Below are 24,962 nucleotides of genomic sequence, written 5' to 3' on the forward strand. Positions count from 1 at the left end.
AAGTACGGTTATTAACTACTGCCATTAAGTACTGCGCACTTCGCCAATCTGGGCGCGCAGTTCCTGCACCAGATCAATAAAGGGTTTTTGGTAAGTGGTTTCCAACGCCCTGGGGCGAGGAAGCTCGATTTGGCGACGCTCGATCACTCGCCCTGGGCGACAGCTCATGATGTAGACGGTATCGGCGAGAAAGGCTGCTTCGCGCAGGTCATGGGTTACCAACACCACGGTGAAACGCTGCGCTTCCCACAGGTCGCGCAGCACGCACCACAGCTCTTCACGGGTAAACGCATCCAGCGCACCAAACGGCTCATCGAGCATTAATAAGCGCGGCTGGTGAATCAGCGCTCGGCAAATCGACGCACGTTGCTGCATGCCACCGGAAAGCTGCCAGGGGTACTGGTCTTCGTAGCCTTCAAGCCCGACCGTTTTGAGCAGCTTGCGTGCCCAACCGACAAACTCTTCCCGGCGTTTGCGAAACTGATAGCGGTAGGGTTTAACGATTTCCAGCGGCAGCAAGATATTTTCAAGGGTAGTGCGCCAGGGCAGTAGGTTAGCGTTCTGAAACGCCATGCCCGATATTTTAAGCGGCCCGGTCACTGGCTCACCATCCACATTAATGGCGCCGCCAGTGGGCGACTGAAGACCCGTACACAGCTTCATGAAGGTCGACTTTCCACACCCGGATGGGCCCACGAAGGCCACAAATTCACCCTCGTGGATGCTCAAATCGATCGCTTCAATAGCATTGCCGCTGCCATCGTAGGCGTGACTCACGTTGTCAAAAGTAACAAAACCAGCCGCCATTCTTATTTGCCTTCTTGATCGAATAGTTGGCGTTCATCGCTCGGCGGGAGGTAGTGTGAATCGAACACTTGATCAGGCGATGGCAGCGTCGGCAGGTCGTAGGCATCGGCAACCAGCTGAATAGCTTCACGCAAGCGCTCTTCATCAACACCGCCAACGCCATACTCGCGTGCATCCGGGGTGTCTACCACGCTATCCAGGGCCAGTTTCAAGCGCCGGGTTTCCATGTCCACATCGATTAAACTATCGCGCTCTCGCACATACTCAATTGCCGCTTCTGGGTCTTCAAGTGTTTCCCCCAGGGCGCGATTGAAGGCACGCAAAAAGCCCTGCACGGCGTCAGGATGCTCCTCAGCAAACTCATCGCTGGCGATAATGGCATTTCCGTAAAGCGGCACCCCATAATCGGAGAATGGCATGATGGTGAGCTCATCTTCACTCATGCCACGCTCTTCAAGGTTGAGCAGACTGGTGAAGTAGAAACCGGTAATGGCATCCACATCACCACGGCTCAGCAGCGTTTCGCGTAGAGAGGGGTCGACGTTCTGCCACTCAACGGCGTCGGCTTCGAGATCATTGGCCTCGGCAAAAATCCCCCAGGCACGGTAGCCGGTATCAAAAGCGGGCGCGGCAATGGTTTTACCGGCTAAATCCGCCGGGCTTTCAATACCGCTATCTTTACGGGCAAAGACAGCCGCAGGCGTGCCGTCGTATACAATATAAACACCGCTGATGCCGGGGCCATCAGGGTTTTCGGCTAAAAACTCCACCAGCGCATTAAGATCACCAAATCCCATTTCGTAAGCACCAGAGGCAACGCGGTTAATCGCCCCCGCGGAGCCGCTACCGGAATCAATTTGTACATCAAGACCTTCATCTGCAAAGTAGCCGCGGGCTTCAGCCATTAGAAAGGGCGCCGCTGGCCCTTCAAAGCGCCAATCTAGTTGGAAGCGAATCGTTGTCTCTTCGGCCTGCCCCAGAGTAGGCAGCCACAAAAAAGCACTAGCGCCTGCTAGTGCAGTGCGTTTCAACCCTCGAATAACTGACAATGAAGCGTTCATAGCGAGCTCACCTTGTATACAAAAAACGTGCTGTATACTTAGCATGGACACTGCCAATTTTTAATAAAACAATTAAATTCAAATAGTTAACAGCCAGTCATATTAACTAATTGAGTATTTAGAAGATTTTTCATGCCCCAGTACTTGCTCCCAATGTCCCACATGCTTTATTAGGGTGCACTTAAATAGCATTGCGCACCAAACTAGTAACTTTATTAGACGTTGGTCTATATTGGCGTTATACTGTGCTTAGTTTCCTGTCCTCGCGCCATTCATTGAATGGCGCTTTTTTTTATCCGTAATTTCTCTGTGTTCGTGCATGACATGCTTAACGACGCACTTTGATAGGCTAGATTTCCGCTCCTTCCTGCTCCCCATAAGGTAATTTGATATGACCCAACCAAGCCCCAACGCTGAGGGCTCTCAACGGTTTTCGCTTGGCGATCCTATTGTGCTGATCTTGAGTATCGGCTTTATTGTCGCTTTTCTGGCGCTGTCGTTTTACGACGTAGCGCTGGTGGCGGATAGCATCAGCGCAGGCTTCGCGTGGACGGCGTTAGTTTTAGGTAGCTACTTTCAGCTACTACTTTTGATGACGTTCTTTATTGCCATCGGTTTAGCCATGACGCCAGCTGCAAAAGCGAAAATCGGCAATTTAGATGCACCAGAAATGAGCACGTTTAAATGGCTCTCGATCATTTTGTGCACTCTGTTGGCGGGTGGTGGCGTATTTTTTGCCGCAGGTGAGCCGATTTATCACTTTGTAGTAACGCCGCCCGCCTTTGATAGCGAAGCGGGCACTGCCGAAGCTGTTTCTGGTGCGCTAGGCCAATCCTTTATGCACTGGGGTTTTATGGCCTGGGCGGTACTGGGGTCATTAACTGCCGTGGTTCTCGCGCATGCGCACTACGTAAAAGGCCAGCCGCTGCAACCACGTACGCTGCTCTACCCGATACTCGGTGAGCGCTTAATGCGTGGTCCACTGGGCGGTTTAGTCGACGCCTGCTGTGTGATTGCGTTGGTGGCGGGCACGGTTGGCCCGATTGGCTTTCTGGCCACTCAGGTTAGTTTTGGTCTTCATGAGCTGTTTGGCCTGCCGGAAGGCTATACCGGCCAACTGATTATTCTGGGCATACTTGCCAGCATCTACGTGCTCTCCTCCATGAGCGGCGTACATAAAGGCATTCAAATACTTAGCCGGTTTAATGTGCTGCTGGCGCTGGCCATTGGTGCGGTGATTATTGTCTTTGGCCCAACCCTGTTCCTGGTCAATAGCTACGTTTCCGGTATGGGCGCTTATATCAGCGAATTCTTTACCATGGCGACCATGACCGCTGAAACCGCCCCTGCGTGGTGGATGCAGTGGTGGACGGTGTTTTTCTTTGCCTGGTTTATCGGCTACGCACCGGTGATGGCCATTTTTGTGGCGCGAATTTCCCGCGGTCGCAGCATTCGCGAAATGATTGTGGCGGTGGCGATTCTCGCCCCTATCGCCACTACCGTTTGGTTTACCCTGCTCGGCGGCTCGGGTATCTATTACCAGCTCACTGGCGTGATTGATTTAACCGAAGCACTTAATAACTTTCAGTTTGATGTCGCGACGCTGACCGTCGCCCAGGCGCTGCCCGGCGGCACCTGGATGGCACTGGCAATTTTAGTGCTGACGACGATTTTCGTAGCCACCACCGGCGACTCAATGAGCTATGCCATTGCTGTGGTCGGTGCGGGTCATGACAACCCCAGCCCAGTAATGCGAGCCTTCTGGGGCATCGCTATGGCGCTAATGGCAGCGGTACTGCTCTATATGGGTGCCGGTCAGATTGGCGCATTGCAGCAGTTTATCGTCATCACCGCCATTCCGGTGTCGTTGATACTGCTGCCATCGCTCTGGAATGGCCCTCAAGCGGCCTACGCCATGGCCCGCGAACAGGGCATTATTGAATAGGTAAGCCGCTCTGGCCCTGGCTACTTTATAACCCTTCCAGTAGGCGCAAAATCATCTGCGGCTGCTGGTTGGCCTGGGCCAACATAGCGATACCTGCTTGCTGAAGGATCTGTGCGCGAATCAGGTTTGAGACTTCCTGGGCGTAATCGGCATCCTGAATACGCGAGCGGGCGGCGGAGGTATTGATAATATTGCTATTGAGGCCATCGATCACGCTCTCAAAACGGTTCTGCACGGCGCCCATATAGCTGCGTTGACGATCTAGCCGCTTAATCGCCTCATCCACCCTATCAATAGGTTTTTCCGTCCCATTGCCATCATCCAGTACGCTTAAGCCTTCCAGCGCCAACCCCTGCAAGTCCATACCTTCAAAACGCACCGCGATGCTATCGCCAGCGTTCGCGCCAACCTGAATGTTTAATGATTTAGTCTCATTAACCAGTCCAATGCCATTGAAGTTACTCTGCTCGGCGATGCGGTCAATCTCTTCCAAGCGCTGGTCAATCTCGTCCTGAATCGAGACAAGATCATCAGACGAGTTGGTGCCGTTGGCCGCTTGTACTCTTAGTTCGCGAATGCGCTGCAGGTTATCGTTAATCTGATTGAGCGTGCCTTCCGCCGTTTGCACCATGGAGATGCCGTCATTGGTATTGCGAATTGCCTGAGTCATACCGTTGATTTGCGCCGTCATGCGGTTGGCAATCGCCTGTCCCGCCGGGTCATCTTTAGCACTATTGATACGCAGCCCGGATGAGAGGCGCTGCATAGCGGTCTGCATGGCTTGCTGACTGCCGCGCAGGTTATTTTGCACGGTAAGCGACATCAGGTTGGTATTAAGGCTGAGCAACGCACGCCTCCGGAGGAAGTTAACCGACCCAGACGCTGGCGGCTATAACGTTACTATCGGCCTAGCCATAAAAATCATAAGCGTTTTACTGGCTCAAGGGTGCGGCCGCTGCTAGCGAGAACTTCGTCGACCGGTACTTTGACATAGTCATGCTGGTAGTAACCCTCATCCACAACTTCCCCATCCCACGCCACCATATCGAGATCCATCGTGCGTGGCCCCGACTTAATCGCGCCGCGTACTCGACCCAACCGGTCTTCCACTTCCTTGAGATAGGCACGAAACGCTGCTTGCTCAAGTGAAGTGCTGACTAATAGTGCAGCATTTAAGAAATCAGGCTGCTGCTGATAACCTACCGGTGTTGTGCGTATCGCTTTTGAGCGCGCCAAGAGCTTGCACTCCTGGCTAAGGATCGTTAGCGCCTGATCAAAATAGTGCTCAGGGTCGATATTGGACCCCAGGGAGATCAAACATTCATGAAGGGAGACAGCCTGTTCGCTAGGCAATGTCGTGGGGGGCATGGCGACATCCTATGTTAGTGGCGTTTTCTAGGAAACATGGAACTACCCTATTGTGAGCCAGCGTTATAAATACCTCCAGGCCCCTGCCATGTTCAAGCTCTGTATAAGTTATTGACAAACGCTGCACTCACGCAGAGAGTTTTGCATATCCATAAAACGATAGGGAACGCTTTATGCATCAACAAGCTGCTTTGGTCACCGGCGGTGCCACTCGCTTGGGCCGATACTTTTCTGAAGCATTGGCCGACGCGGGGTATGACATTGCACTGCACGTTAATCACTCCCGCGAAGAGGCTGAAGAGGTCGCCAGCGGTATTCGCGCCAAAGGACGAGAGTGTGAAATATTTCACTGCGATTTTTTAAACGACGACCTAAACGTCTTAATACAGTCGGCAAAGCAGCGTTTCCCAGGGCTTAATTTGCTGCTGAATAGCGCCTCCGCCTATGAGCCTGCACCGATTGCCGGGACGGATCTGGCGATGCTGGAAGCTCAGTTCCGAGTCAATATGTTTACCCCGCTACTGCTGACGCGCCACTTTGCCGAGGTGGTTCAAGAGGGCCAGGTGATCAATATCATTGATAACAAAGTGGCCTATCACCAATACCCGTATGCGGCGTATTTACTATCGAAAAAGAGTTTAGCGGAGATGACCCGCATGGCGGCGCTTGAGTTCGCCCCGCGTATTCGCATTAATGGCCTTGCCCCTGGCGTGGTGCTGCCTGCCTCCCAGCGCACCAGTGACTATGTGCAGTGGCGTATTGAAGGCATTCCGCTGAAACAGCAGGGAGAACCCGCCCACCTTGTACAAGCACTGTATTACTTGTTGGACAATACTTTTGTAGCTGGGCAAATTCTGTTTGTCGATGGCGGGGAATCAATCAATATTGAGGGGCGACACTCGGAAAACTATACATTATAAGCATGCGTTATAAGCCGATGCTTCTTTAAGAAGCGGCAGCCCCTAACAATGAGCGTCGTTAAAACGCAACGAGGCCGCCCTAAGGCGGCCTCGCTTATGCTTACGGTGTCGTCAATCACACACTACCTTTCATCGACGTCATCGTGGTCAGGCTTAAGATGATCGGGTTCACGGGTTTGCTGAACACTCGCCTGGCTCTCTTCCTGCTCGATGGGCTTCTCTTCCACATCCTTCTCTTTAGCGGTTGACTCCAAGACCCGCACATTGGCAGGTGGTGTCTTCCCATTTTTGGTCTCACCAAAGTAGAGCGTGGTGTGTGGGAAGGGAATTTCAATACCCGCCTCATCAAAGCGCAACTTCACCAAGCGATTATAAGCGCGGCCAACACCCCACTGGTCGCCCGGCGTGGTTTTGATCACCACACGAATGTTCACGGAGCTATCCGCCAGGGCCACCACGCCAGCCACGGTTAGGTCAGCGAGCAGCTTATTCCCGTACTCTTCGCTGGCTTTGAGATCTTCAAAGGCCAATTGGAGCTGCTCAATAGCTTCGTCGATGCTCTCGTTATAGCCAATACCGTATTCGCCCACATGGTTGCCGTACTCACGCATGTAGTTGGAAACGGTGTCCACACTCGAGAACGGCACGATGTGATAGGTGCCAGACAAGTCGCGGATGCCGACCGAGCGAATGCTGAGCCGTTCGGCGGTACCTGTCACGCCACCTACCGTTACGACATCGCCGGTGTTCATGGCATTTTCTACCTGAATAAACACCCCGGTAATAACATCTTGCACCAGCTTCTGCGCGCCAAAACCAATCGCCAGACCGAGTACACCAGCACCGGCGATCAGCGGGCCAATATTGATGCCGATTTCCGACAGCACAATCATGCCGGTAATGGTCACCATGGCGATGGCCAGCGCATTACGGAACAGACTAAGCAGCGTTTTCGCCCGCGCGGAAGGTTCGCCGTAGCCGGTTTCCGGGTTGAGTTTATGCTCGATCAGGCTCGCCAGCCCCAGCCACACCGCTAGCGCGACAATCAAAATTACCGCGACACTGATCAAATTGCCGACCAAATTGGCACCACGTTCAGAGGCATACCAAGCGGCTAGATCAAACGCGCCCCAGGCGTTCAACACCATCATGATGACCACGATCAGAATGACGGTACGCAGCACACGCAGTGCATTGGGAACGTAACTATTCAGACGCTTTTCAAGCAGCGGCAGTTTGCGCCGCAGGTCGTCTGACAGCGTGATACGGCGGCCAATGGTCTGGGTAAGGAAGGACGACACCAGCAGTCCGACCACGATGGCGGCCAGGGACTTCAGGGTGGCAAACATCACAAAGGGTAGCGCATCGCCGGGCCGCGTTAACGTCAGCACAAACACGATTAAGAAATACAGCAGCGCGAACAGGTGCCAAGTGCGGGCAAATAGCTGCAGGGAAACACGGCTGGCGGTTAAGGTTGATTTTGCCGCCATATCATTCAAGTTATTGCGAATGCGGAGGCGGTTCTTAAGCACCACTGCCACGGCATAAATAAACGCCAACAGCATGATCAGCGTGCCGACTGCCTGGCCTAACGACGCCGCCACATAGAAATTAATCAACGGCACCACGACCATCAGGCCGTAACCTACCATGCCAATCAAACGCGCCAACCAGCGGTTCCAATAGGACGCTTCCTGGGTCGAAATAGGCAGTAGGCGCAGCCCTTCATAGTGTGAAGAGAACAGCATCCGCACCCCAGCTTTGAGCAACTCGATGACCAGGAAGGCATTTAAGAATAGGGAGGCGCGGGTAGACAGCTCACCCGCTTCACCAATCGCAAAGGTAGCTAATAGGTTGCCGCCTACGTAGGAAACGCTTACCAGCAGTACATCTATCACCGCCGCAATGGCCACACAGGTAATCAAGCGCAACACGGGTGTTAAGTTACTACCGTTCAGCGACCAGCCACTGATTTTCGTAAACAGCGGCTTCGCCAAGCGCCTGAAAATCATAAACATCGCAAATGTCGCGACAATCACAAGGCCCAGATTAATCGCCGCACTGGTGAACGCGGCCATGTCAAAGACACTATCGGCTTCTTGACCGGCGAACAGCCCGCCTACAATGCCAACCACTTGCTCAAACTGCCCGCCCACGTCGCTAACCACACGACTAGTGAGTTCGGCTAGCTGGCGCGGCAACGAGACATCCTCCGGCGCTATCTCACTGCCTTGAGCGGCAGCTTCTGGCGAAAGCTCATTGGCAATTCCCTCGGGCAGCGCTGAGGCTTGACTGCGCAACATCTCAATCAACTCTTGGCGCGACTGCTCATCTTCCAATAAATTGGCCAGCGCCTCGTAAGATGTCGGGGCCGAGGCTTCTGATGATGCCGTGCCTTCGGCGCTGGCCGATTCACTCGGCGTGCTCTGTGCCATGGCTGGCGTGGCCAATAGGGCAATCATTGCCAACAGCCAGACACCTAGCCAGGGTAGTAAACGAAGTGGCTTCACACCTTAACCTCCTTTTGGGTGAGTGTTCTTTTCAATCTAACGGCTGCCTACACTCTACACTGCCTGTGCAGCTTGTTAAAAAGTTGTACAGGGTAACATGCCTTAATTAATAAGACGTTTCACTGACACAGTGGCGCTAGCCAATAGTGCGCGAGCAGTAATATCACAGCGTAGCGGGCGCCCTTAGCGATCACAATCCACGCCAGCGCCCGCCACCAGGGCAGCCGGAACACGCCGGCCAACACGGTAAGGGGGTCGCCAATAATCGGCGCCCATGAAACCAGTAGGCTCAGTTCACCAAAGCGGTGATACCAACCCTCTGCACGGGCTAGGCTACGTGGCGAGGCAGGAAACCAGCGACGGTCTTGAAACCGGCGGGCATAGCGGCCTAATGCAACGTTGATCATGCTGCCCAGGGTATTGCCGGTAGTGGCGACTAGCCACAGCGCCAGCGGTGGTTCGCCCATACACCACAGCCGGGCCAGCCACACTTCGGACCCACCCGGTAACAGCGTCGCGCTGATGAGGGCGACAAAAAAAAGGCTCAGCATCAATTAGCGAACCTCGTTAACGTGGCACCTGGCCGCCCAACTGCTGGGTGATTTCATCGGCCGTTTGGCGAACCAGTGCGCCCAGCGTTAACAGACGCGCTTCAGGGATACGCGCCATGGGGCCTGAAACGGAAATCGCCGCCAGCGGGGTACTGTGTTCGTCAAAGACGCAAGCGGCCACGCAGTGCAGGCCGATCGCGTGTTCCTCTCGATCACAGGCAAAACCCTGAGCGCGAATTTGCTGGGTTTCCTCTTGCAGGGTCTCGGGCTGATAAAGCGTATTAGCGGTCACTCTGGCAAGCTCGCGGCCATCCAGCAATTGAGCTCGCTCATCATCAGGCATCCACGCCAGCAACGCTTTACCGACACCGGAGGCGTGTAACGGCGCGCGGGAGCCAAGACGGGTGATCATGCGCATCATCTGGGGCGACTCATGCTGGGCGAGAAACACTGCCGTTTCCCCATCGCGGATACCCAGGTTGGCGGTTTCGCCGGTTTCGGCCGTTAGGCGGCGCAAAAATGGCCGGCTGGTGGCCACCACGTCCCGCGCTTCAAGGAAGCTATTGCCGATGCGGAAGGTTTTGACATCGATTCGCCACAGGCCCTGCTCGTTCTCCTGGGTGACAAACCCCTGGCTTTGCAGTGCTTGTAACAGGCGATGGGTGGTCGATGGCGCTAATTCGGCCATTTCCGCCACTTCCGAAAGGGCGAGCCCAAGGGGGCTCGCCGCAAGATACTCCAGCAGCGTTAAGCCGCGTACCAGCGACTGGCTGTGCCCGCCGCTGGCTTTGGCGGTATTCGCCGGACGACCGACCGTCCTGCGCTTGGCTTCACTCACCTGGCGATCTCCTAAAAGGCGCTCCTAACTGAAAACGCCTTTGCTGACGGCGCCTTCCCTGAAAACATAAAGGGCGTCAGGATAACGTGCCAACACGGCCGTTGTCGCGTTTACGGAAACGAATTCCATTCATTCAATGGCGTTATCTTAGCGATGTCGCCATTGCGGTGGCCGTTTAGCCATAAACGCATCAATCCCTTCGCCCACATCCTCGGCTAACATGTTGCAGGCCATGGTTTCTCCGGCGAAGGCGTAGGCTTCATCAAGCGGCATAGCAAGCTGACGGGCAAACATGGCTTTTCCCGTTCGCACCGCCACGGCGCTTTTCGCGCAGATACTGGCGGTCAGTTCTTTCGTTGCCTCATCCAGCGCATCATCTTCGGCCACACGATTAATCAGCCCCCATTCCACCGCCTGCTCGGCGCTAATAAACTCGCCCGTCAGCAGCATTTCCATGGCGCGCTTACGTGAAACGTTACGCGACAGCGCCACCGCTGGGGTGGAGCAAAACAGCCCAACGTTGATACCGGAAACCGCAAAGCGGGCGCTGCGCGCCGCCACCGCCAGATCACAGCTCGCGACCAGTTGGCAACCCGCGGCAGTGGCGATGCCCTGAACTTTAGCAATCACCGGCACGGGAAGATTCACAATGGCCTGCATCACTTCGCCACAGCGGGCAAAAAGCGTTTGGTAGTAGGCTTTATCGGGGTTAGCGCGCATCTGCTTAAGATCATGGCCAGCACAGAAGGCTTTGCCTTCGGCGGCAAGTACCACACAGCGCACGCTGCTATCGTCGGCAATATCGGCGAAGGCGTCGTGGAGGGCTTGCAACATAGCTTCCGAAAGCGCGTTAAAGCGCTCTGGCGCGCTCATCGTCAGCGTTGTGATGCCCTGCTGGTCAAGGCGTTGCAGGATGGTGGCAGGTGAAGATAGCTCTTCAGAAAAGGATCCGTCAGAGGTGATGGGCATGGTGAACTCCTGAATGTGAGTAACACAGTGCCCATCAGTCTAGCGCACAAGCTTTGCGTGCAATGCTTGTGCGCTAGACCATTTTTATCAGGATTTTTTCATTAAGCGGGTATCACGGCCTAACGGGTGCGGCTCGCCGCGCGCTTTGGCGAGGTCAATTTGGCGCTGGCGCTCACGCGCAGCGTTGCGGGTCTTCTCCGGCAGCGAATCGATGCAGTGGGGGCAGCTAATGCCCGGCTCATACGCAGATGACTGCATATCCTCGGCGGAGATCGGCATGCGGCAGGCGTGGCACTGCTCGAACTCGCCTTTGCTCAAGTCGTGGCGCACTGTGACGCGGTTATCGAACACAAAACACTCACCTTTCCATAGCGACTGCTCTTCCGGGACTTTTTCCAGGTAGTTCAGCACGCCACCTTTCAGGTGATAGACCTCTTCAAAGCCCTCTTTAAGCATAAAGCTGGAGGCTTTTTCGCAGCGAATACCGCCGGTGCAGAACATGGCCACTTTTTTGTGCTTTTCAGGGTCGTAGTGCTCGCGCACGTACTCAGGAAATTCGCGGAAGGTGGTGGTCTTAGGGTCTATCGCCCGCTCAAAGCTACCTATCGCCACTTCGTAATCGTTGCGGGTATCGATCACCAGCACTTCCGGGTCGGCGATGATGTCATTCCAGTTTTCCGGCTCGACGTAGGTGCCCACGGTGTCGTTGGGGTCGATATCCGGTACGCCGAGGGTAACAATCTCTTTTTTGAGTTTGACCTTGGTGCGGTAGAACGGCGTTTCGTCGCAATAGGACTCTTTGTGATCAATATCGGCCAGGCGGGGATCAGCAGTCAGCCAGGTAAGCAGGCCGTCAATGCCTTCGCGACTGCCCGCCACCGTGCCATTGATGCCCTCTTTCGCGAGCAGCAGGGTGCCTTTCACGCCGTTATCGAGCATGGTTTGGTGAAGCGGTTCGCGCAGCGCTTCGAAGTCGTTCAGGGTGACAAATTTATACAGCGCCGCGACCACAATGGGCGGCGTTTGGGTAGGTACTGACATGTGAAGCTCCAGGTAGTCATCCTCGTAAAGGACGGACCGGGTTTATTAAGACGCGCATATTCTAGCGCAACCTGGCGCTGAAAACGTCGATTTATTCGACAGAAACGTACTGAAAGCTTCACCCCACGCGGCGTCAACGAGGCGTATATTGTCTCTATTCCACATCACATAACTTCGGAGTACAGCATGATTATTCGTCGTTCAAACGAACGCGGCTACGCCGACCACGGCTGGCTACGCTCATTCCACACCTTTTCATTTGCCAACTACGTTGACCACAACCATATGGGCTTTCGCGCCCTGCGCGTGATCAATGAAGACCGCGTCGCGGGCGGCCACGGCTTTGGTGCCCATCCTCACCGGGATATGGAGATTATCTCCTACGTGCTGGAAGGTGAGATGGAGCATAAAGACAACATGGGCAATGGCGAGGTGATGCGCCCAGGCGATGTGCAGCGTATGTCCGCAGGTACCGGGGTGCTGCATAGCGAGTTCAATCACTCCAAGACAAACGAGCTGCACTTCCTGCAGATTTGGATTGAACCCAAGCAGCTCGGCATTAAACCCAGCTACGAGCAGAAAGCGTTTCCTACCGCCGAGCGCCAAGGCCAGTGGCGGTTAGTAGCTTCTGAAGAGGGCCGTGAAGGTTCCGTGAGCATTAATCAGGACATGAACCTGTACGCGGGCCTGTTTAACGCTGGCGAACAGCCAACCGCGCCGCCTTCGCGCCACGCTTGGCTGCATGTAGTGAACGGTGAAATGGAAGTGAATGGCGAGACGCTAGGCGCAGGCGATGCTGCGGCGTTTACGCCAGATGAGTCGATTAGCCTCACCGGCAAAGAAGCAGGCGAAGTGCTGCTGTTTGATTTGGCTTGATCACCGCGTTGACTAAACCGCACCAACCAAAACGGCGCCTCTTGCGAGGCGCCGTTTTTACAGCCAACTTATTTAATAAAGGCTTTAGCTGTTTTGTGACGAGTAGAGCGCACGAATTTTCAGCGTGTAATCTACCTCACGCAACGCTTCCAGCGCCTGAGGGCCGTAGGCTTTATCGACATCGATCACCACATAACCGACTTTCTCGTTGGTCTGCAGATACTGGCCTGAGATATTGATGCCGTTTTCAGACAAGACGCGGTTGATCTGTGACAGTACGCCCGGCACGTTGTCGTGAATGTGCAGTAAACGATGCTTGTCTGGGTGAGCGGGCAGCGCCACTTCGGGGAAGTTGACCGACGTCACAGTAGTACCGTTATCGGAATACGTGATCAGTTTTTCCGACACTTCGATACCGATGTTCTCCTGGGCCTCCAGGGTAGAACCACCGATATGCGGGGTCAGGATCACGTTTTCCAGGCCGCGTAACGGGCTCTCAAACTCTTCTTCGTTGCCTTTCGGCTCTACCGGGAAGACGTCAACCGCCGCACCGTTGAGATGGCCCGCTTTAAGCGCTTCGGCAAGCGGTTCGATTTCAACGACGCTACCGCGGGAAGCGTTAATAAAGATCGCGCCGGGCTTCATGGCGGCAATCTCTTTGGCGCCGATCATCCAGCGGGTAGAGGCAAGATCAGGCACGTGCAGGCTGATGACATCGGCACGACCCAGCAGCTCTTCAAGGCTTGCGACCTGGCTGGCGTTACCCATCCCCAACTTGGTGATCACATCGTAGTAAATTACGTTGAAACCCAATGACTCCGCCAGCACGGAAAGCTGCGCACCGATGCTGCCGTAGCCCACGATACCTAACGTTTTACCGCGTGCTTCGTGGGAATTCTTGGCTGATTTCAACCAACCGCCCTGGTGGGCACGGGCGTTTTTCTCAGGAATACCGCGCAGCAGCATAATCGCTTCCGCCAACACCAGCTCGGCCACCGAACGGGTATTGGAGTACGGCGCGTTGAACACCGCGATACCACGAGTAAGCGCAGCGGTTAAATCGACCTGATTGGTGCCGATACAGAAACAGCCAACGCCGACCAGCTTCTCTGCTGCCTCGAACACGCGCTCAGTCAGCTGTGTGCGGGAACGGATGCCGATGAAGTGAACGTCGCGAATCTTTTCGATCAGCGCTTCTTCATCAAGCGATGTGGGCAGATGCTCGATATTTTCATAACCGGCGTTGTGAAAATTGTCCACCGCACTTTGGTGGACGCCCTCGAGTAGCAGGATCTTGATCTTGCTCTTGTCCAGGGACGTTTTGGCCATGGCTGAATCAACCTCTATGGTCGGCGGCATGCGCCGTGTATCGGTTCACGGGAGGCGCATATCGTAGCACAGACCGCCCCATTCACGCCGGGTCAAGATGATGAAAAGTGTGCGTACTGACAATGAATGAACCGCAAGTCGTTACCACAAGCGTAGGCTGAAAGGCAGACGCCACCCCCAGGCGTCGGTGTATACTGTGGGCCTATTTCAGCTTATTTTAAAAAACATACCGGTTTGCAGGCACACCCCAATGAGCGACACGACATCACCTCCGCAGGATTTTGCCGCGACGGTTGAGCAACTCGAAACCATCGTTGAACGTCTTGAGTCAGGCGAGCTCTCATTGGAGGATGCGCTGACCGCGTTTGAACAGGGCGTGCGGCTAACCCGCGATGCCCAGCAGCGGCTGGATAGCGCCGAACTTAAAGTGCGTGCACTGAGTGAAGACAGCGAAGGCCGCTTGAATGTGGCGCCTTTTGCTGGCCCCGACGACCCCAAGGATGCGGCCGACGAAGAGAGCAAGGAGACGCCCCCATGGTAGCCACCCAGCCGAGCCAGCTTGCCACCCTGCGCCACAGCAGCAATAGCCGCGTAGACGCCACCCTGGCGGCTCTGTTTGATAGCCGCCCGGCGGTAGCGCCACGGCTTGAGGCAGCCATGCGCCACGGCTTGCTAGCGGGAGGCAAGCGCCTGCGCCCACTGCTGGTGTACATGGCCGGTTATGCACTTGGGGCAGACGACGAGGCGCTGGATGCTCCCGCCGCGGCGATCGAGTTAATCCATGCCTACTCGCTGATCCACGATGATTTACCCGCGATGGATGACGACGACCTGCGCCGCGGCCAGCCCACCGTGCATAAAGCCTTTGATGAAGCGAGCGCGATTCTGGCTGGCGATGCTTTGCAGGCGCTAGCCTTTGAAGTGCTGGCCGGTACCGCTCATCCTCGGCTGGGCAGTTTAGTCCATACGCTTGCCTCAGCCGCTGGCCGCGACGGCATGGTGGCAGGGCAGGCACTGGATTTAGACGCCGTTGGTGGTCACCCGGATGTCGATGCTCTTGCCCACATGCACGCCCATAAAACCGGCGCGCTGATTGTTGCCGCTGTGCGCCTCGGCGGCTTAGTAGCCGTTGCCGACGACGACCCCCGTTTAACCGCGCTTATTCGCTACGCGCGCGCCATTGGTCTAGCCTTTCAGATTCACGATGACATTCTGGATGTAACCGGCGACACCTTGACCCTAGGCAAAACGTCAGGCGCCGATGCCGCCCGAGCCAAGCCCACCTACCCCAGTCTGCTGGGATTAGAGGGCGCTCAACGTAAAGCGCACAGCCTGATTGACGAGGCTATTGCCGCGCTCGCCCCTCTGGGCGAACGTGCTGCACCGCTGGCCGACTTAGCCCACTATATGATTGAGCGTGACTACTAAACGATGTCCTTGAATACGATGTTCTTGAATACAATACCCATGAAAACATGCCTATGAAAACATGCCCATGAAGCTGTTCGACGAGATTCCCCGTGAGCGGCCCGCAACGCCGCTGCTCGACTCCTTTGATCACCCCGCTGCCCTGCGGGCCATGAATGACCAACAGCTCGCCCAACTGGCTGATGAGCTGCGTGCTTACCTGTTATATAGCGTGGGCGTGTCGGGTGGTCACTTTGGCGCCGGGCTCGGCGTGGTCGAGTTAAGCGTTGCCTTACACCACGCCTTCCATACGCCCGATGATCGCTTAGTCTGGGACGTTGGTCACCAGGCTTATCCGCATAAAATACTTACTGGCCGTCGTGAGACGATGTTGAGTATTCGTCAGCACGGCGGTTTGGCTGCGTTTCCGCGCCGTGCCGAATCCGAGTACGACACCTTTGGCGTTGGCCACTCCAGCACGTCGATTTCGGCGGCGTTGGGTATGGCGCTGGCGGCCAAGGCACAGGGAAAGAAGCGGCGCGTGTGTGCAATCATTGGCGACGGCGCGCTAACCGCCGGCATGGCCTTTGAAGCCCTGGCCCACGCAGGCCACGTAGACGCCAACCTGCTGGTGGTGCTTAACGACAACGAAATGTCGATTTCCGAAAACGTCGGCGGCATGGCGACCTATCTTGCCCGCGTGCTCTCCAGCAAGCCCTATCTCAAAATACGCGAAGAGGGCAAAAAAGTGCTTTCTCATTTGCCCGGCGCGCTTGAGCTTGCCCGGCGCACCGAAGAGCATATGAAAGGCATGGTCAGCCCCGCCACGCTGTTTGAAGAGATGGGTTTTAACTACGTTGGCCCCATTGATGGCCACGACCTCAACGCGCTAACCGATACGCTGGAAAACCTGCGCGACCTCGACGGCCCGCAGTTCCTGCATATCAAAACGGTAAAAGGTAAAGGCTTCTTGCCTGCAGAGGCCGACCAGATTGGCTATCACGCCATTACCAAGCTGGAAAAGCCCAGCGCTGCTGCCAGTAACGGCGCCGCCAAAAAACCCATTATTAAACAAGCCGCAGCCAAGAAAAAATACTGCAATGTGTTCGGTGATTGGCTCTGTGATATGGCTGCGGCTGATTCGCGCTTGATGGGCATTACCCCCGCGATGCGCGAGGGCTCCGACCTGATTCGCTTCTCTAAAGAGTACCCGCAACGCTATTTCGATGTCGCGATTGCCGAGCAGCACGCCGTCACGCTCGCAGCAGGTATGGCCTGCGAAGGCATGAAACCAGTGGTGGCGATTTACTCTACCTTTCTACAACGCGGCTACGATCAGTTAATTCATGATGTGGCGGTGCAGAACCTGGATGTCACCTTTGCCATTGACCGTGCAGGCTTAGTGGGCGAAGACGGCCCCACGCACCACGGCAGCATGGATCTCTCGTTCCTGCGCTGTGTGCCCGGCATGGTGATTCTGGCCCCGGCGGATGAAGCCGAATGCCGCGCCATGCTCAGTGCGGCTTACCATCATCCTGGCCCCGCTGCGGTGCGCTACCCACGCGGCACCGGCCCCGGCGTGGAGATTCCCGCCCACCTTGAGCCGCTAACGATTGGCAAAGCCGAGGTACGCCGAAACACCTCAAGCGACGGCGTTCGCATTGCGCTGTTGGCGTTTGGCAGCATGAATAGCGCTGCCGCCGACGTCGCCGAACGGCTCAATGCCACCCATATCAATATGCGCAGCATCAAGCCACTCGATCGGGATGCGGTGCTACACGCCGCCGACGAACATGAACTGCTGGTAACACTGGAAGAGAACGTGATTGCGGGTGGCGCAGGCAGCGCTGTCAATGAGTTGCTCCACGCCGAAGGCGTTCAGGTGGAAGTGCTTAATCTCGGCTTGCCTGACGCCTTTGTCGAGCACGGCACGCCAGCGCAGCTACTTGCCGACTGCCAGTTGGATATTGAAGGCATCGAGCGCGCTATTCGTGTCCGGCTGCCCTAAAACTTATTGCTATTCGGTTGCCATCAGGCATTACCTTTAAACTACTTTTGAGATTTATATGCTACTGCTTATTGTTATTTTCGGCCTGATCGGTCTTGCGTTTGGTGGCCCGGTGGGGCTTCTGATTGGCGGCGGCTTGGGCTGGTGGTTGGGGCGACGCATCAGTCGTCGCTTGAATATCGCCCGAATGCGTATTCAGGAAGGTTTTCTTGAATCGATCTTCTCGGTCATGGGCTGCCTGTGCCAAGCCGATGGCAAAGTAACCGATGGCGAGCTGGATGTAGCCGAGAAACTGTTTGATCAGATGCATCTGCAGGGTGAACAACGCGCCAAGGCCCGCGCCGCCTTTGAGCGTGGCCGCGCCGATGACTTCAACTTAGACGCCGAATTGGCCAATGTTAACCGCCTCACCCAGCGTCAACCGGTGCTGCGCCAAGTGTTTATCCAAGTCCAGCTTTCGGCCATCGCCGCGGACGGTGTGCTCCATCCAGCTGAACAAGAGATGATCCTGCGCGTTGCCCGTGGCGTGGGTTGCAGCGATACCGAACTACAGCAGATCGAAGCGATGCTCCACGGCGCTGCTGCTAACTCCCAAGGCGCCAGCGAAGAAGCCCTAAAAGATGCTTATCGCGTACTGGGGGTTTCCGATGACGCCAGCGATGCTGAGATCAAGAAGGCTTACCGTCGTCTAATGAGCCAAAACCACCCCGACAAATTGGCGGGTAAAGGCCTGCCCGACAGCATGCGCGACATTGCCCAAGCGCGTACCAGCGAAATCGGCAACGCCTACGAGCGTATACGTACGGCGAGGGGCAGCGCCTAAAGGCAGCCTTAACAACAAGATAATCGACAGGTTCGCTAACGCCCGCTAGATTGAAGCATCGACTGTTTTCGTCAGGAGCACGCCATGATCACGCTGTATAGTTTCCCCCAGTCGCGCTCGTTAAGAGTGGCGTGGGTACTTGAAGAGCTTGGCCTTGAGTACCAGTGCCAGCACGTGGCGCTGGATAAAGGCGAGGGCCAAACGGTCGAGCATTTGGCGCGCCACCCGGACGGCAAGGTACCGGTCATTGAAGATGGCGATGTGCATCTATTTGAGTCGGCGACTATTTGTCGCTATCTGGCCGAGACCTATGGCGATGGCACACTGCTGCCCAGCGACCCCGCGGCCCGTGCCCAAGTTGATCAATGGCTCAGCTTTATCGTGACGGAAATTGAGCAGCCGCTGTGGAATCAGGCCAAGCATAAGTTTGCCTTGCCCGCTGATAAGCGCGTTCCTGCTATTTTGCCAGTTTGTGCCTGGGAATTTCAGCGTGCAATAAGTGCCCTGGCGCGCCGTTATAACGGACAGGAATATCTGGTAGGTAACACCTTTACTCTGGCGGATCTGTTTCTGACTCATACCCTTTCCTGGGCGGCCAGCATGAAGCATCGCCTGCCCGAGCCGCTACTAGCTTACCGCGAGCGGCATATCAAGCGTCCCGCCATGGCTAAAGCCGTCGCGCGTGAGAAAGCCGCCGCTGAGGGTTAAGCAGACGTAGCGGGGAGAACCGCGCTATAAATAGCAAAGTAGTGGCAGACGCTTCCAGCGATCACAAACAGATGCCAAATAGCATGGTTATAGGGGATGGCACGCACGGCGTAGAAGATAACCCCGAGCGTGTAGGTGATGCCGCCCGCGGCCAGTAGGGTGATGCCGGTTGATGACAAATTGGCCGCCATTTCTTCTGCGGCGAGTAATATCATCCAACCCATCAGCAAATAAATCGTGACGCGCAATACCGCAAAGCGATGCGGCCAACATAGTTTGCAGACAATGCCCGCCAACGCGAGCGACCATACAGCAGTAAATAGTATCCACCCGGTGGGGCCGCGCATGTTCACCAATAAAAAAGGCGTGTAAGTACCCGCGATGAGGAGATAAATCGCGCAGTGGTCAAGTAGTTGAAAACGCAGCTTCCAACGCCGATGCGGAATGCCGTGATAAAGGGTCGAAGCGGTATACAGCAGTACCAGCGTAGTGCCGTACAGGCTAAGGCTAACCACCTTCCATGGGTCGACGTGCGCCGCTAAGCTCGCCACTACGAGCAAGACCACCATACCTACCAAACTAAGCGCGGCACCAATCCCGTGGGTAATACTGTGCAGCCACTCTTCAATAACGCTGAATTCGCCCAGCGAGTCGTCGATATCGGTATTTTTCAAACTTGGCACCTCTAAACGCCCTTATTAACTTATATCAGTCATGTAAAAAATAGCGAGTAGCTGACTATAAAGAGAGTGCTAGCGGCAGTTTGTTCCTTAGTTTAAGCAAATAGAAACAAAGCAACTAAAGCCGAGCCCGAAAAATAAAGCCAGGCTCGGTATTGATTGGAGAAGAAATTCTACCAATGCACGCAATGGGAATCTTTTTAAAGCGTTGGCGAGGGTAAAGCATCCTGCATATCGGCGGGCACTTGAAAACCTAGCGCAGCACCGCTCGCACTTGCTAACCCTTGGGGAAAGCCACTTCGATAGCGGTAATCAGGAGTAGCGCCCCCTTGATAGGCATGGCGCTGGCTCAACGCCTTGGCACAGGCATAATCAATGGCAGTGAGAATACCCACCGCGGTTAACGCCAGGTAAACGTTCTGCTTCTTGGGATTATGCTTATCCTTTAGTGCAAAGGAGAGGGCCGCAAGATCTAACACATCGCCGCCAACGCGGCTCCATATTGCAGGTGTAGGGTTATCTGAAAGCGCGCCGATACCACTTATTACACCTCTCGCCCCGCAGGCACGCAGGCTGTTTTCGCTGCCTTGCATACCGAGCTCACGGGTAATCCTTTCTGGCGCTAGCAGTTGATAAAGCCCGACACCCAGGCTTAGCCAGCCGAGCCCCCGCGCCAGTTTATCCGCTGAGCTTTGCGACTGGGTCATGTCTGTGTGCTTATGCATACCTACCTCCATGTCGGTGTATTCAAGGCTGAAGAATTACCTTGACGCAACCATCCTGTTTATCGCGGAAGGTCTTATACATTTCGGGCCCTTGCTCTAGGCCAACGGAGTGAGTAATAACAAATGAGGGGTCAATTTGGCCCTCTTCAATACGCCGCAGCAGATCATCGGTCCAGCGATTAACGTGTGTCTGGCCGGTACGCACCGTCAGCCCTTTATTCATTAACGCACCAATAGGGAGTTTATCCACCAAGCCCCCATAGACGCCGGGAATAGAGAGCACTCCCGCAGGGCGACAGACGTAGATCATTTCGCGTAATACGTGGGCTCGGTCGGATTCCAACAACATGGCTTGTTTAACGCGATCGTACATGGAGTCCAGCGAACGGGTAGCGTGTGCCTCCAGGCCCACCGCATCAATACACTTTTCTGGCCCCTTACCGTTGGTCAGGTCTTGCAGGCGGCTCAGCACGCTCTCTTTATCAAAATTAATGGTGATAGCGCCGCCCGCTTCTGCCATGGCGAGCCGCTCGGGGACATTATCGATCACCACCACTTGCTTTGCGCCCAGCAGCACAGCGCTGCGAACACAAAACTGGCCTACCGGCCCAGCGCCCCAAACAACCACCGTATCGGTAGGCTGAATGTCACACTGCACCGCCGCCTGCCAACCGGTGGGGAAAATGTCGCCTAGGAAGAGTACTTGTTCGTCAGTGAGCGTACTGGGCACTTTAATATGGGTGGTATCAGCAAATGGTACCCGGACAAATTCAGCTTGGCCGCCTGCGTACCCGCCAGTGAGATGGGAATAGCCAAATAATCCCGCACCACCATGCCCAAACGCCTTATCAGCCAATGCTTTATTGCGATTAGAGCGCTCACAGACTGAATAATTGCCACGCTGGCACTGCTCGCATTCACCACAAAAGATAGTGAAGGGAATTACGACACGATCACCTACCTTTAAATTCTTTACTTCGCTGCCTACCTCCATCACTTCGCCCATAAACTCATGGCCAAGCACGTCTCCCGACTCCATAGACGGTATGAAGTGATCGTAAAGGTGGAGATCAGAGCCGCAAATAGCACAGCTACTTACATTAATGATAGCGTCGCGTGGGTGCTCAATTTGTGGATCCGGTACCGTGTCATAGCGAACGTCGTTTTTACCATGCCAGCAAAGTGCTTTCATCGTCGCTTCTCCTTAACCTTTATACCCCTGGGTTAGCATCCTGCTATGTATCAACATAGCTCAGTTGCCGGGCAAAAAAGCTTAAAAAAAAGCAAGTTTCCGGATCGGTTATCGCCTTATTCGCTAATCATCACCCCTTACGTTCAATATCCACATCGCTGGCTTGGGTAAAGTCATCCAGGGCCATCATATGGCCGAGCTTGCCCGCTTTAGTGGCAAGGTACTGCTCGTTATGCGGGTTCAGACCGGTGGTGATCGGTAAGCGCTCCACCACGTTCACTCCATCGCGGGTCAAAGCATCCACTTTGCGTGGGTTATTAGTCATCAACCGTAGTGAGGTAATGCCGAGATGGTTGAGCATAGGCACGCACAGATCATAACGGCGCATATCAGCACCAAAGCCAAGCTGCTCGTTAGCTTCGACCGTGTCAGCTCCTTGGTCCTGCAGATGATAAGCGCGAATTTTATTTAACAGGCCTATGCCACGGCCCTCTTGGCGCAGATAAAACAGCACCCCACGCCCCTCTTCCGCGATACGCTTGAGCGCTTCCTGCAGCTGGTAGCCGCAGTCGCAGCGCATGGAAAAGAGCGCATCGCCGGTCAAACATTCAGAATGTACCCGCCCCAGTACCGGTGCGTCGCCGGTCACATCACCCAGCGTTAAGGCGATATGATCCTTGCCAGTGGCCTCATCTTCGAAGCCATGCATCGTAAAGGTTGCCCAGGGGGTGGGCAGTTGGGAAGCGGCAATAAAGCGAATGGTCACAGGTTACCTCGCTGATTGACCAAACCAGTTAACCACACCAGTGTTGGCAAAATGGGCAAGTATTCTAACAGGAAGCGGCGCCCGCCTCACGATGGCAACGCAGCTAAAGTTGGCTAATTAGAGGAGAAAAATTGATCGGGTGCGACGATTTTTTGCCACCGGTTACGCCGCCCTAGCGCCTATCTTCAAGTACAATTGCTCGCATATGGTTTCCAATACGACCCCAAGTACTGTTTCAAGTACTGTTTCAAGTACGATGCCAAGCACTGTTACAAGTACCATGCGGGCAAATTTCTTAAGAGCAAGCATTTATGACCACCACACCGTTACAAAATGACCGTTTCCTTCGCGCATTAGCGCGCCAGCCCGTTGACCGCACACCCGTATGGATGATGCGCCAAGCGGGCCGCTACCTGCCGGAATACCGCGCCAGCCGTGCCGATGCGGGCAGCTTTATGGACCTGTGCCGTAATCATGATCTGGCCTGTGAAGTCACCATGCAGCCTTTAGAGCGCTATCCGCTGGACGCCGCGATCCTGTTTTCGGACATTTTAACCATTCCAGATGCCATGGGCCTGGGGCTCTACTTTGAAACCGGCGAAGGCCCCAAATTTCGCAAAACCGTGCGCACGCAGGAAGAAGTCGCTGCACTGAGCGTGCCCGATGCCGAGCGTGACTTGGATTACGTAATGCGTGCGGTGTCGACCATTCGCCGCGAGTTGAACGGCCGCATGCCGCTGATTGGCTTCTCCGGCAGCCCCTGGACCCTGGCGACTTACATGGTGGAGGGCGGCTCAAGCAAGGATTTCCGCCACCTGAAAACCATGCTTTACGATACGCCAGATACCATGCACCAGTTGCTGGATACACTGGCCCATGCGGTCACCGATTACCTGAATGCGCAGATTCGCGCTGGCGCCCAGGCGGTACAGATTTTTGATACCTGGGGCGGCGCGCTATCCACGCCTGCGTACCTGGAATTTTCGCTGCGCTATATGGAGCAGATCGTTTCAGGATTGATTCGCGAACACGACGGTCGTCGCGTGCCGGTGATTCTGTTCACCAAAAACGGCGGCCAGTGGCTTGAGCATATCGCTTGCGCCGGTGCCGATGCCCTGGGCATCGACTGGTCTACCGAGCTTTCCGATGCCCGCGCCCGCGTTGGCCATAAGGTCGCACTGCAGGGCAACCTGGATCCCAACGTACTGTTTGCCCGCCCCTCGGCTATCCGCGCTGAAGTGGCCCGTGTGCTGGAAAGCTACGGCCACGGCCCTGGCCATGTGTTTAACCTGGGCCACGGTATTAGCCAGTTTACTAACCCGGATAACGTCACCGCCTTCATGGAGGCGCTGCATGAGCTCAGCCCACAATACCATCGGGATATCCCCACCCAATCACACACCCCGCATTCAGGAGCCAATTGATGAGCGAATTACGCGACGACCAGTGGTTTACCGAAGTCTTTGATAGCCATGGCAGCGCCTTCTCGCTGAAAATCTCTGAAAAGCTGCTGGATGTGCAGAGCCAATACCAGCACCTGGAGGTCTACGCCACAGAGACTTACGGCAACCTCATGGTGCTGGACGGCTGTGTGATGCTGACTGATCGCGATAACTTCCTCTATCACGAGATGATTGCGCATCCGGCCCTGTTTACCCATCAAGACCCTAAACGGGTGGTGATTATCGGCGGTGGCGACTGTGGCACTTTAAAAGAGGTACTTCGTCATCCAGGCGTTGAGAAAGTCACCCAGATTGATATCGATGAAGAAGTGACGAAAGCTTCTGAGCGCTTCTTCCCCTCATTGGTAGAATCGAATAATGATCCGCGCGCTGAGCTGTTGTTCGCTGATGGCGTGAAGTGGGTAGACGATGCACCTGATGAGAGCATTGATGTATTGATTATCGATTCAACCGACCCGGTCGGCCCTGCGGAAGGGCTGTTTAAAACCGACTTTCTCAAGCGCTGCCACCGTATTTTGAAAAGCGGCGGCGTGATGGTACAGCAGAGCGAGTCACCGCTTTACCACACGGGTTCAATCATTCGTGAGCTACGCCACGATATGCTGGAAGCGGGTTTTGACAGCGTCGCCACCCTGCCCTTCCCGCAGCCGGTGTACCCATCAGGCTGGTGGAGTGTGACATTGGCGGGTAAAGCCATTGATGTGAATGCGTTCCGCGAGCAGGCAGCCGCCAGCCACGAGCTGCCGCTTGAGTACTACAGCATTGATGCCCATCGCGGCGCGCTCGCCCTTCCTCCGTTTATGCGCAAGGCATTCGCGACCGAATAAACGTCCGCCCACCGCGTATCTTTCTGTCACCACTCACCTCAGCTTGCCCTACAAAGGTGCAAAGCGAGGTGGGTGGTAACATTTTTTTGCACCTAGACGTTCGTCTCGAATTCATTGAGTAGCGTTGAAAAGCGCTGAATTCACGCCT

General features: G+C 55.2%; 24 protein-coding genes. 10 read left to right on the forward strand and 14 right to left on the reverse strand.

Going from position 1 to position 24,962, the window contains the following annotated elements; all coding sequences use genetic code 11:
• Positions 1–24: 24 nt before the first annotated feature.
• Together CXF87_RS12745 and CXF87_RS12750 are read right to left on the reverse strand one after the other, a co-directional pair.
• A complete protein-coding gene (locus tag CXF87_RS12745; protein ID WP_101146834.1) occupies positions 25–807 on the reverse strand; it encodes an ABC transporter ATP-binding protein in 783 nt (260 codons plus the stop codon).
• A 2-nt stretch (positions 808–809) separates the two neighbouring features.
• Complete coding sequence (locus CXF87_RS12750; protein WP_232774920.1) at positions 810–1,868, reverse strand: ABC transporter substrate-binding protein; 1,059 nt, start codon at positions 1,866–1,868, stop codon at positions 810–812.
• 391 nt (positions 1,869–2,259) lie between these two features.
• Between CXF87_RS12750 and CXF87_RS12755 the strand changes: the two genes are divergently transcribed.
• Entirely contained in the window at positions 2,260–3,813 is a 1,554-nt protein-coding gene (locus CXF87_RS12755; protein ID WP_101146836.1) for a BCCT family transporter, read from the forward strand.
• Between the two features lie 25 nt (positions 3,814–3,838).
• On the opposite strand, the gene CXF87_RS12760 is transcribed toward CXF87_RS12755, so the two are convergent.
• Positions 3,839–4,660, reverse strand: a complete 822-nt coding sequence (locus CXF87_RS12760) for a flagellin N-terminal helical domain-containing protein (protein WP_101146837.1) — start codon at positions 4,658–4,660, stop codon at positions 3,839–3,841.
• Between the two features lie 74 nt (positions 4,661–4,734).
• Positions 4,735–5,181 (reverse strand): 2-amino-4-hydroxy-6-hydroxymethyldihydropteridine diphosphokinase, encoded by a 447-nt coding sequence (gene folK, locus CXF87_RS12765; RefSeq protein ID WP_101146838.1) that lies wholly within the window; start codon positions 5,179–5,181, stop codon positions 4,735–4,737.
• Positions 5,182–5,354: 173 nt separating this feature from the next.
• On the opposite strand from folK, the gene CXF87_RS12770 reads away from it, so the two are divergent.
• Complete coding sequence (locus tag CXF87_RS12770) at positions 5,355–6,101, forward strand: SDR family oxidoreductase (protein ID WP_101146839.1); 747 nt, start codon at positions 5,355–5,357, stop codon at positions 6,099–6,101.
• 122 nt (positions 6,102–6,223) lie between these two features.
• Here the strand turns inward: CXF87_RS12770 and ybiO are convergent, their stop codons facing one another.
• From ybiO to trhO, 5 genes are all read right to left on the reverse strand, one after another.
• Positions 6,224–8,611 (reverse strand): mechanosensitive channel protein, encoded by a 2,388-nt coding sequence (gene ybiO, locus CXF87_RS12775; RefSeq protein ID WP_101146840.1) that lies wholly within the window; start codon positions 8,609–8,611, stop codon positions 6,224–6,226.
• Positions 8,612–8,730: 119 nt separating this feature from the next.
• Positions 8,731–9,162 (reverse strand): YqaA family protein, encoded by a 432-nt coding sequence (locus tag CXF87_RS12780; RefSeq protein ID WP_101146841.1) that lies wholly within the window; start codon positions 9,160–9,162, stop codon positions 8,731–8,733.
• A 16-nt stretch (positions 9,163–9,178) separates the two neighbouring features.
• On the reverse strand, positions 9,179–10,000 hold the full coding sequence (locus CXF87_RS12785) for an IclR family transcriptional regulator domain-containing protein (RefSeq protein WP_101146842.1): 822 nt from the start codon (positions 9,998–10,000) through the stop codon (positions 9,179–9,181).
• Positions 10,001–10,147: 147 nt separating this feature from the next.
• Complete coding sequence (locus CXF87_RS12790) at positions 10,148–10,969, reverse strand: enoyl-CoA hydratase (protein WP_101146843.1); 822 nt, start codon at positions 10,967–10,969, stop codon at positions 10,148–10,150.
• 87 nt (positions 10,970–11,056) lie between these two features.
• The gene (gene trhO / locus CXF87_RS12795) at positions 11,057–12,010 is read right to left on the reverse strand and encodes an oxygen-dependent tRNA uridine(34) hydroxylase TrhO (protein ID WP_101146844.1); all 954 of its coding nucleotides are present in this window, start codon (positions 12,008–12,010) and stop codon (positions 11,057–11,059) included.
• 186 nt (positions 12,011–12,196) lie between these two features.
• On the opposite strand from trhO, the gene CXF87_RS12800 reads away from it, so the two are divergent.
• Positions 12,197–12,886 (forward strand): pirin family protein, encoded by a 690-nt coding sequence (locus tag CXF87_RS12800; RefSeq protein WP_101146845.1) that lies wholly within the window; start codon positions 12,197–12,199, stop codon positions 12,884–12,886.
• 84 nt (positions 12,887–12,970) lie between these two features.
• Here the strand turns inward: CXF87_RS12800 and serA are convergent, their stop codons facing one another.
• The gene (gene serA / locus CXF87_RS12805; protein WP_101146846.1) at positions 12,971–14,215 is read right to left on the reverse strand and encodes a phosphoglycerate dehydrogenase; all 1,245 of its coding nucleotides are present in this window, start codon (positions 14,213–14,215) and stop codon (positions 12,971–12,973) included.
• Positions 14,216–14,465: 250 nt separating this feature from the next.
• Between serA and CXF87_RS12810 the strand changes: the two genes are divergently transcribed.
• The 5 genes from CXF87_RS12810 (at position 14,466) to CXF87_RS12830 (ending at position 19,161) form a co-directional block, all read left to right on the forward strand.
• The gene (locus CXF87_RS12810) at positions 14,466–14,756 is read left to right on the forward strand and encodes an exodeoxyribonuclease VII small subunit (RefSeq protein ID WP_101146847.1); all 291 of its coding nucleotides are present in this window, start codon (positions 14,466–14,468) and stop codon (positions 14,754–14,756) included.
• Positions 14,750–15,643: a farnesyl diphosphate synthase gene (locus CXF87_RS12815; protein WP_101146848.1), complete on the forward strand. Its 894-nt coding sequence runs from the start codon at positions 14,750–14,752 to the stop codon at positions 15,641–15,643. The genes CXF87_RS12810 and CXF87_RS12815 overlap by 7 nt, the downstream gene beginning before the upstream one ends.
• A 61-nt stretch (positions 15,644–15,704) precedes the next feature.
• A complete protein-coding gene (gene dxs / locus CXF87_RS12820; RefSeq protein WP_101146849.1) occupies positions 15,705–17,630 on the forward strand; it encodes a 1-deoxy-D-xylulose-5-phosphate synthase in 1,926 nt (641 codons plus the stop codon).
• Between the two features lie 58 nt (positions 17,631–17,688).
• A complete protein-coding gene (gene djlA / locus CXF87_RS12825; RefSeq protein WP_101146850.1) occupies positions 17,689–18,453 on the forward strand; it encodes a co-chaperone DjlA in 765 nt (254 codons plus the stop codon).
• Between the two features lie 84 nt (positions 18,454–18,537).
• Complete coding sequence (locus CXF87_RS12830; protein ID WP_101146851.1) at positions 18,538–19,161, forward strand: glutathione S-transferase family protein; 624 nt, start codon at positions 18,538–18,540, stop codon at positions 19,159–19,161.
• Here CXF87_RS12830 and trhA read toward each other — a convergent pair.
• The 4 genes from trhA to ribA form a co-directional block, all read right to left on the reverse strand.
• Entirely contained in the window at positions 19,158–19,835 is a 678-nt protein-coding gene (trhA, locus tag CXF87_RS12835) for a PAQR family membrane homeostasis protein TrhA (protein ID WP_101146852.1), read from the reverse strand. The two genes, CXF87_RS12830 and trhA, sit on opposite strands and share 4 nt — an antisense overlap.
• Positions 19,836–20,041: 206 nt before the next feature.
• Entirely contained in the window at positions 20,042–20,566 is a 525-nt protein-coding gene (locus CXF87_RS12840) for a hypothetical protein (protein WP_101146853.1), read from the reverse strand.
• Positions 20,567–20,588: 22 nt separating this feature from the next.
• Positions 20,589–21,758, reverse strand: a complete 1,170-nt coding sequence (locus CXF87_RS12845) for a zinc-dependent alcohol dehydrogenase (RefSeq protein WP_101146854.1) — start codon at positions 21,756–21,758, stop codon at positions 20,589–20,591.
• A 130-nt stretch (positions 21,759–21,888) separates the two neighbouring features.
• The gene (ribA, locus tag CXF87_RS12850) at positions 21,889–22,524 is read right to left on the reverse strand and encodes a GTP cyclohydrolase II (RefSeq protein ID WP_101146855.1); all 636 of its coding nucleotides are present in this window, start codon (positions 22,522–22,524) and stop codon (positions 21,889–21,891) included.
• Positions 22,525–22,835: 311 nt separating this feature from the next.
• Here ribA and hemE point away from each other — a divergent pair, with 311 nt between their 5' ends.
• Together hemE and speE are read left to right on the forward strand one after the other, a co-directional pair.
• Positions 22,836–23,948, forward strand: coding sequence for a uroporphyrinogen decarboxylase (gene hemE / locus CXF87_RS12855; protein WP_101146856.1), 1,113 nt, complete (start codon positions 22,836–22,838; stop codon positions 23,946–23,948).
• Positions 23,948–24,814 carry a polyamine aminopropyltransferase gene (speE, locus tag CXF87_RS12860; RefSeq protein ID WP_101146857.1) on the forward strand — a complete coding sequence of 289 codons (867 nt, stop codon included), beginning with the start codon at positions 23,948–23,950 and terminating at the stop codon, positions 24,812–24,814. Before hemE ends, speE begins: the two co-directional genes overlap by 1 nt.
• Positions 24,815–24,962 lie beyond the last annotated feature (148 nt).

The organism is Halomonas sp. MES3-P3E (assembly GCF_002836035.1).
GTDB classification, from domain to species: domain Bacteria; phylum Pseudomonadota; class Gammaproteobacteria; order Pseudomonadales; family Halomonadaceae; genus Vreelandella; species Vreelandella arctica.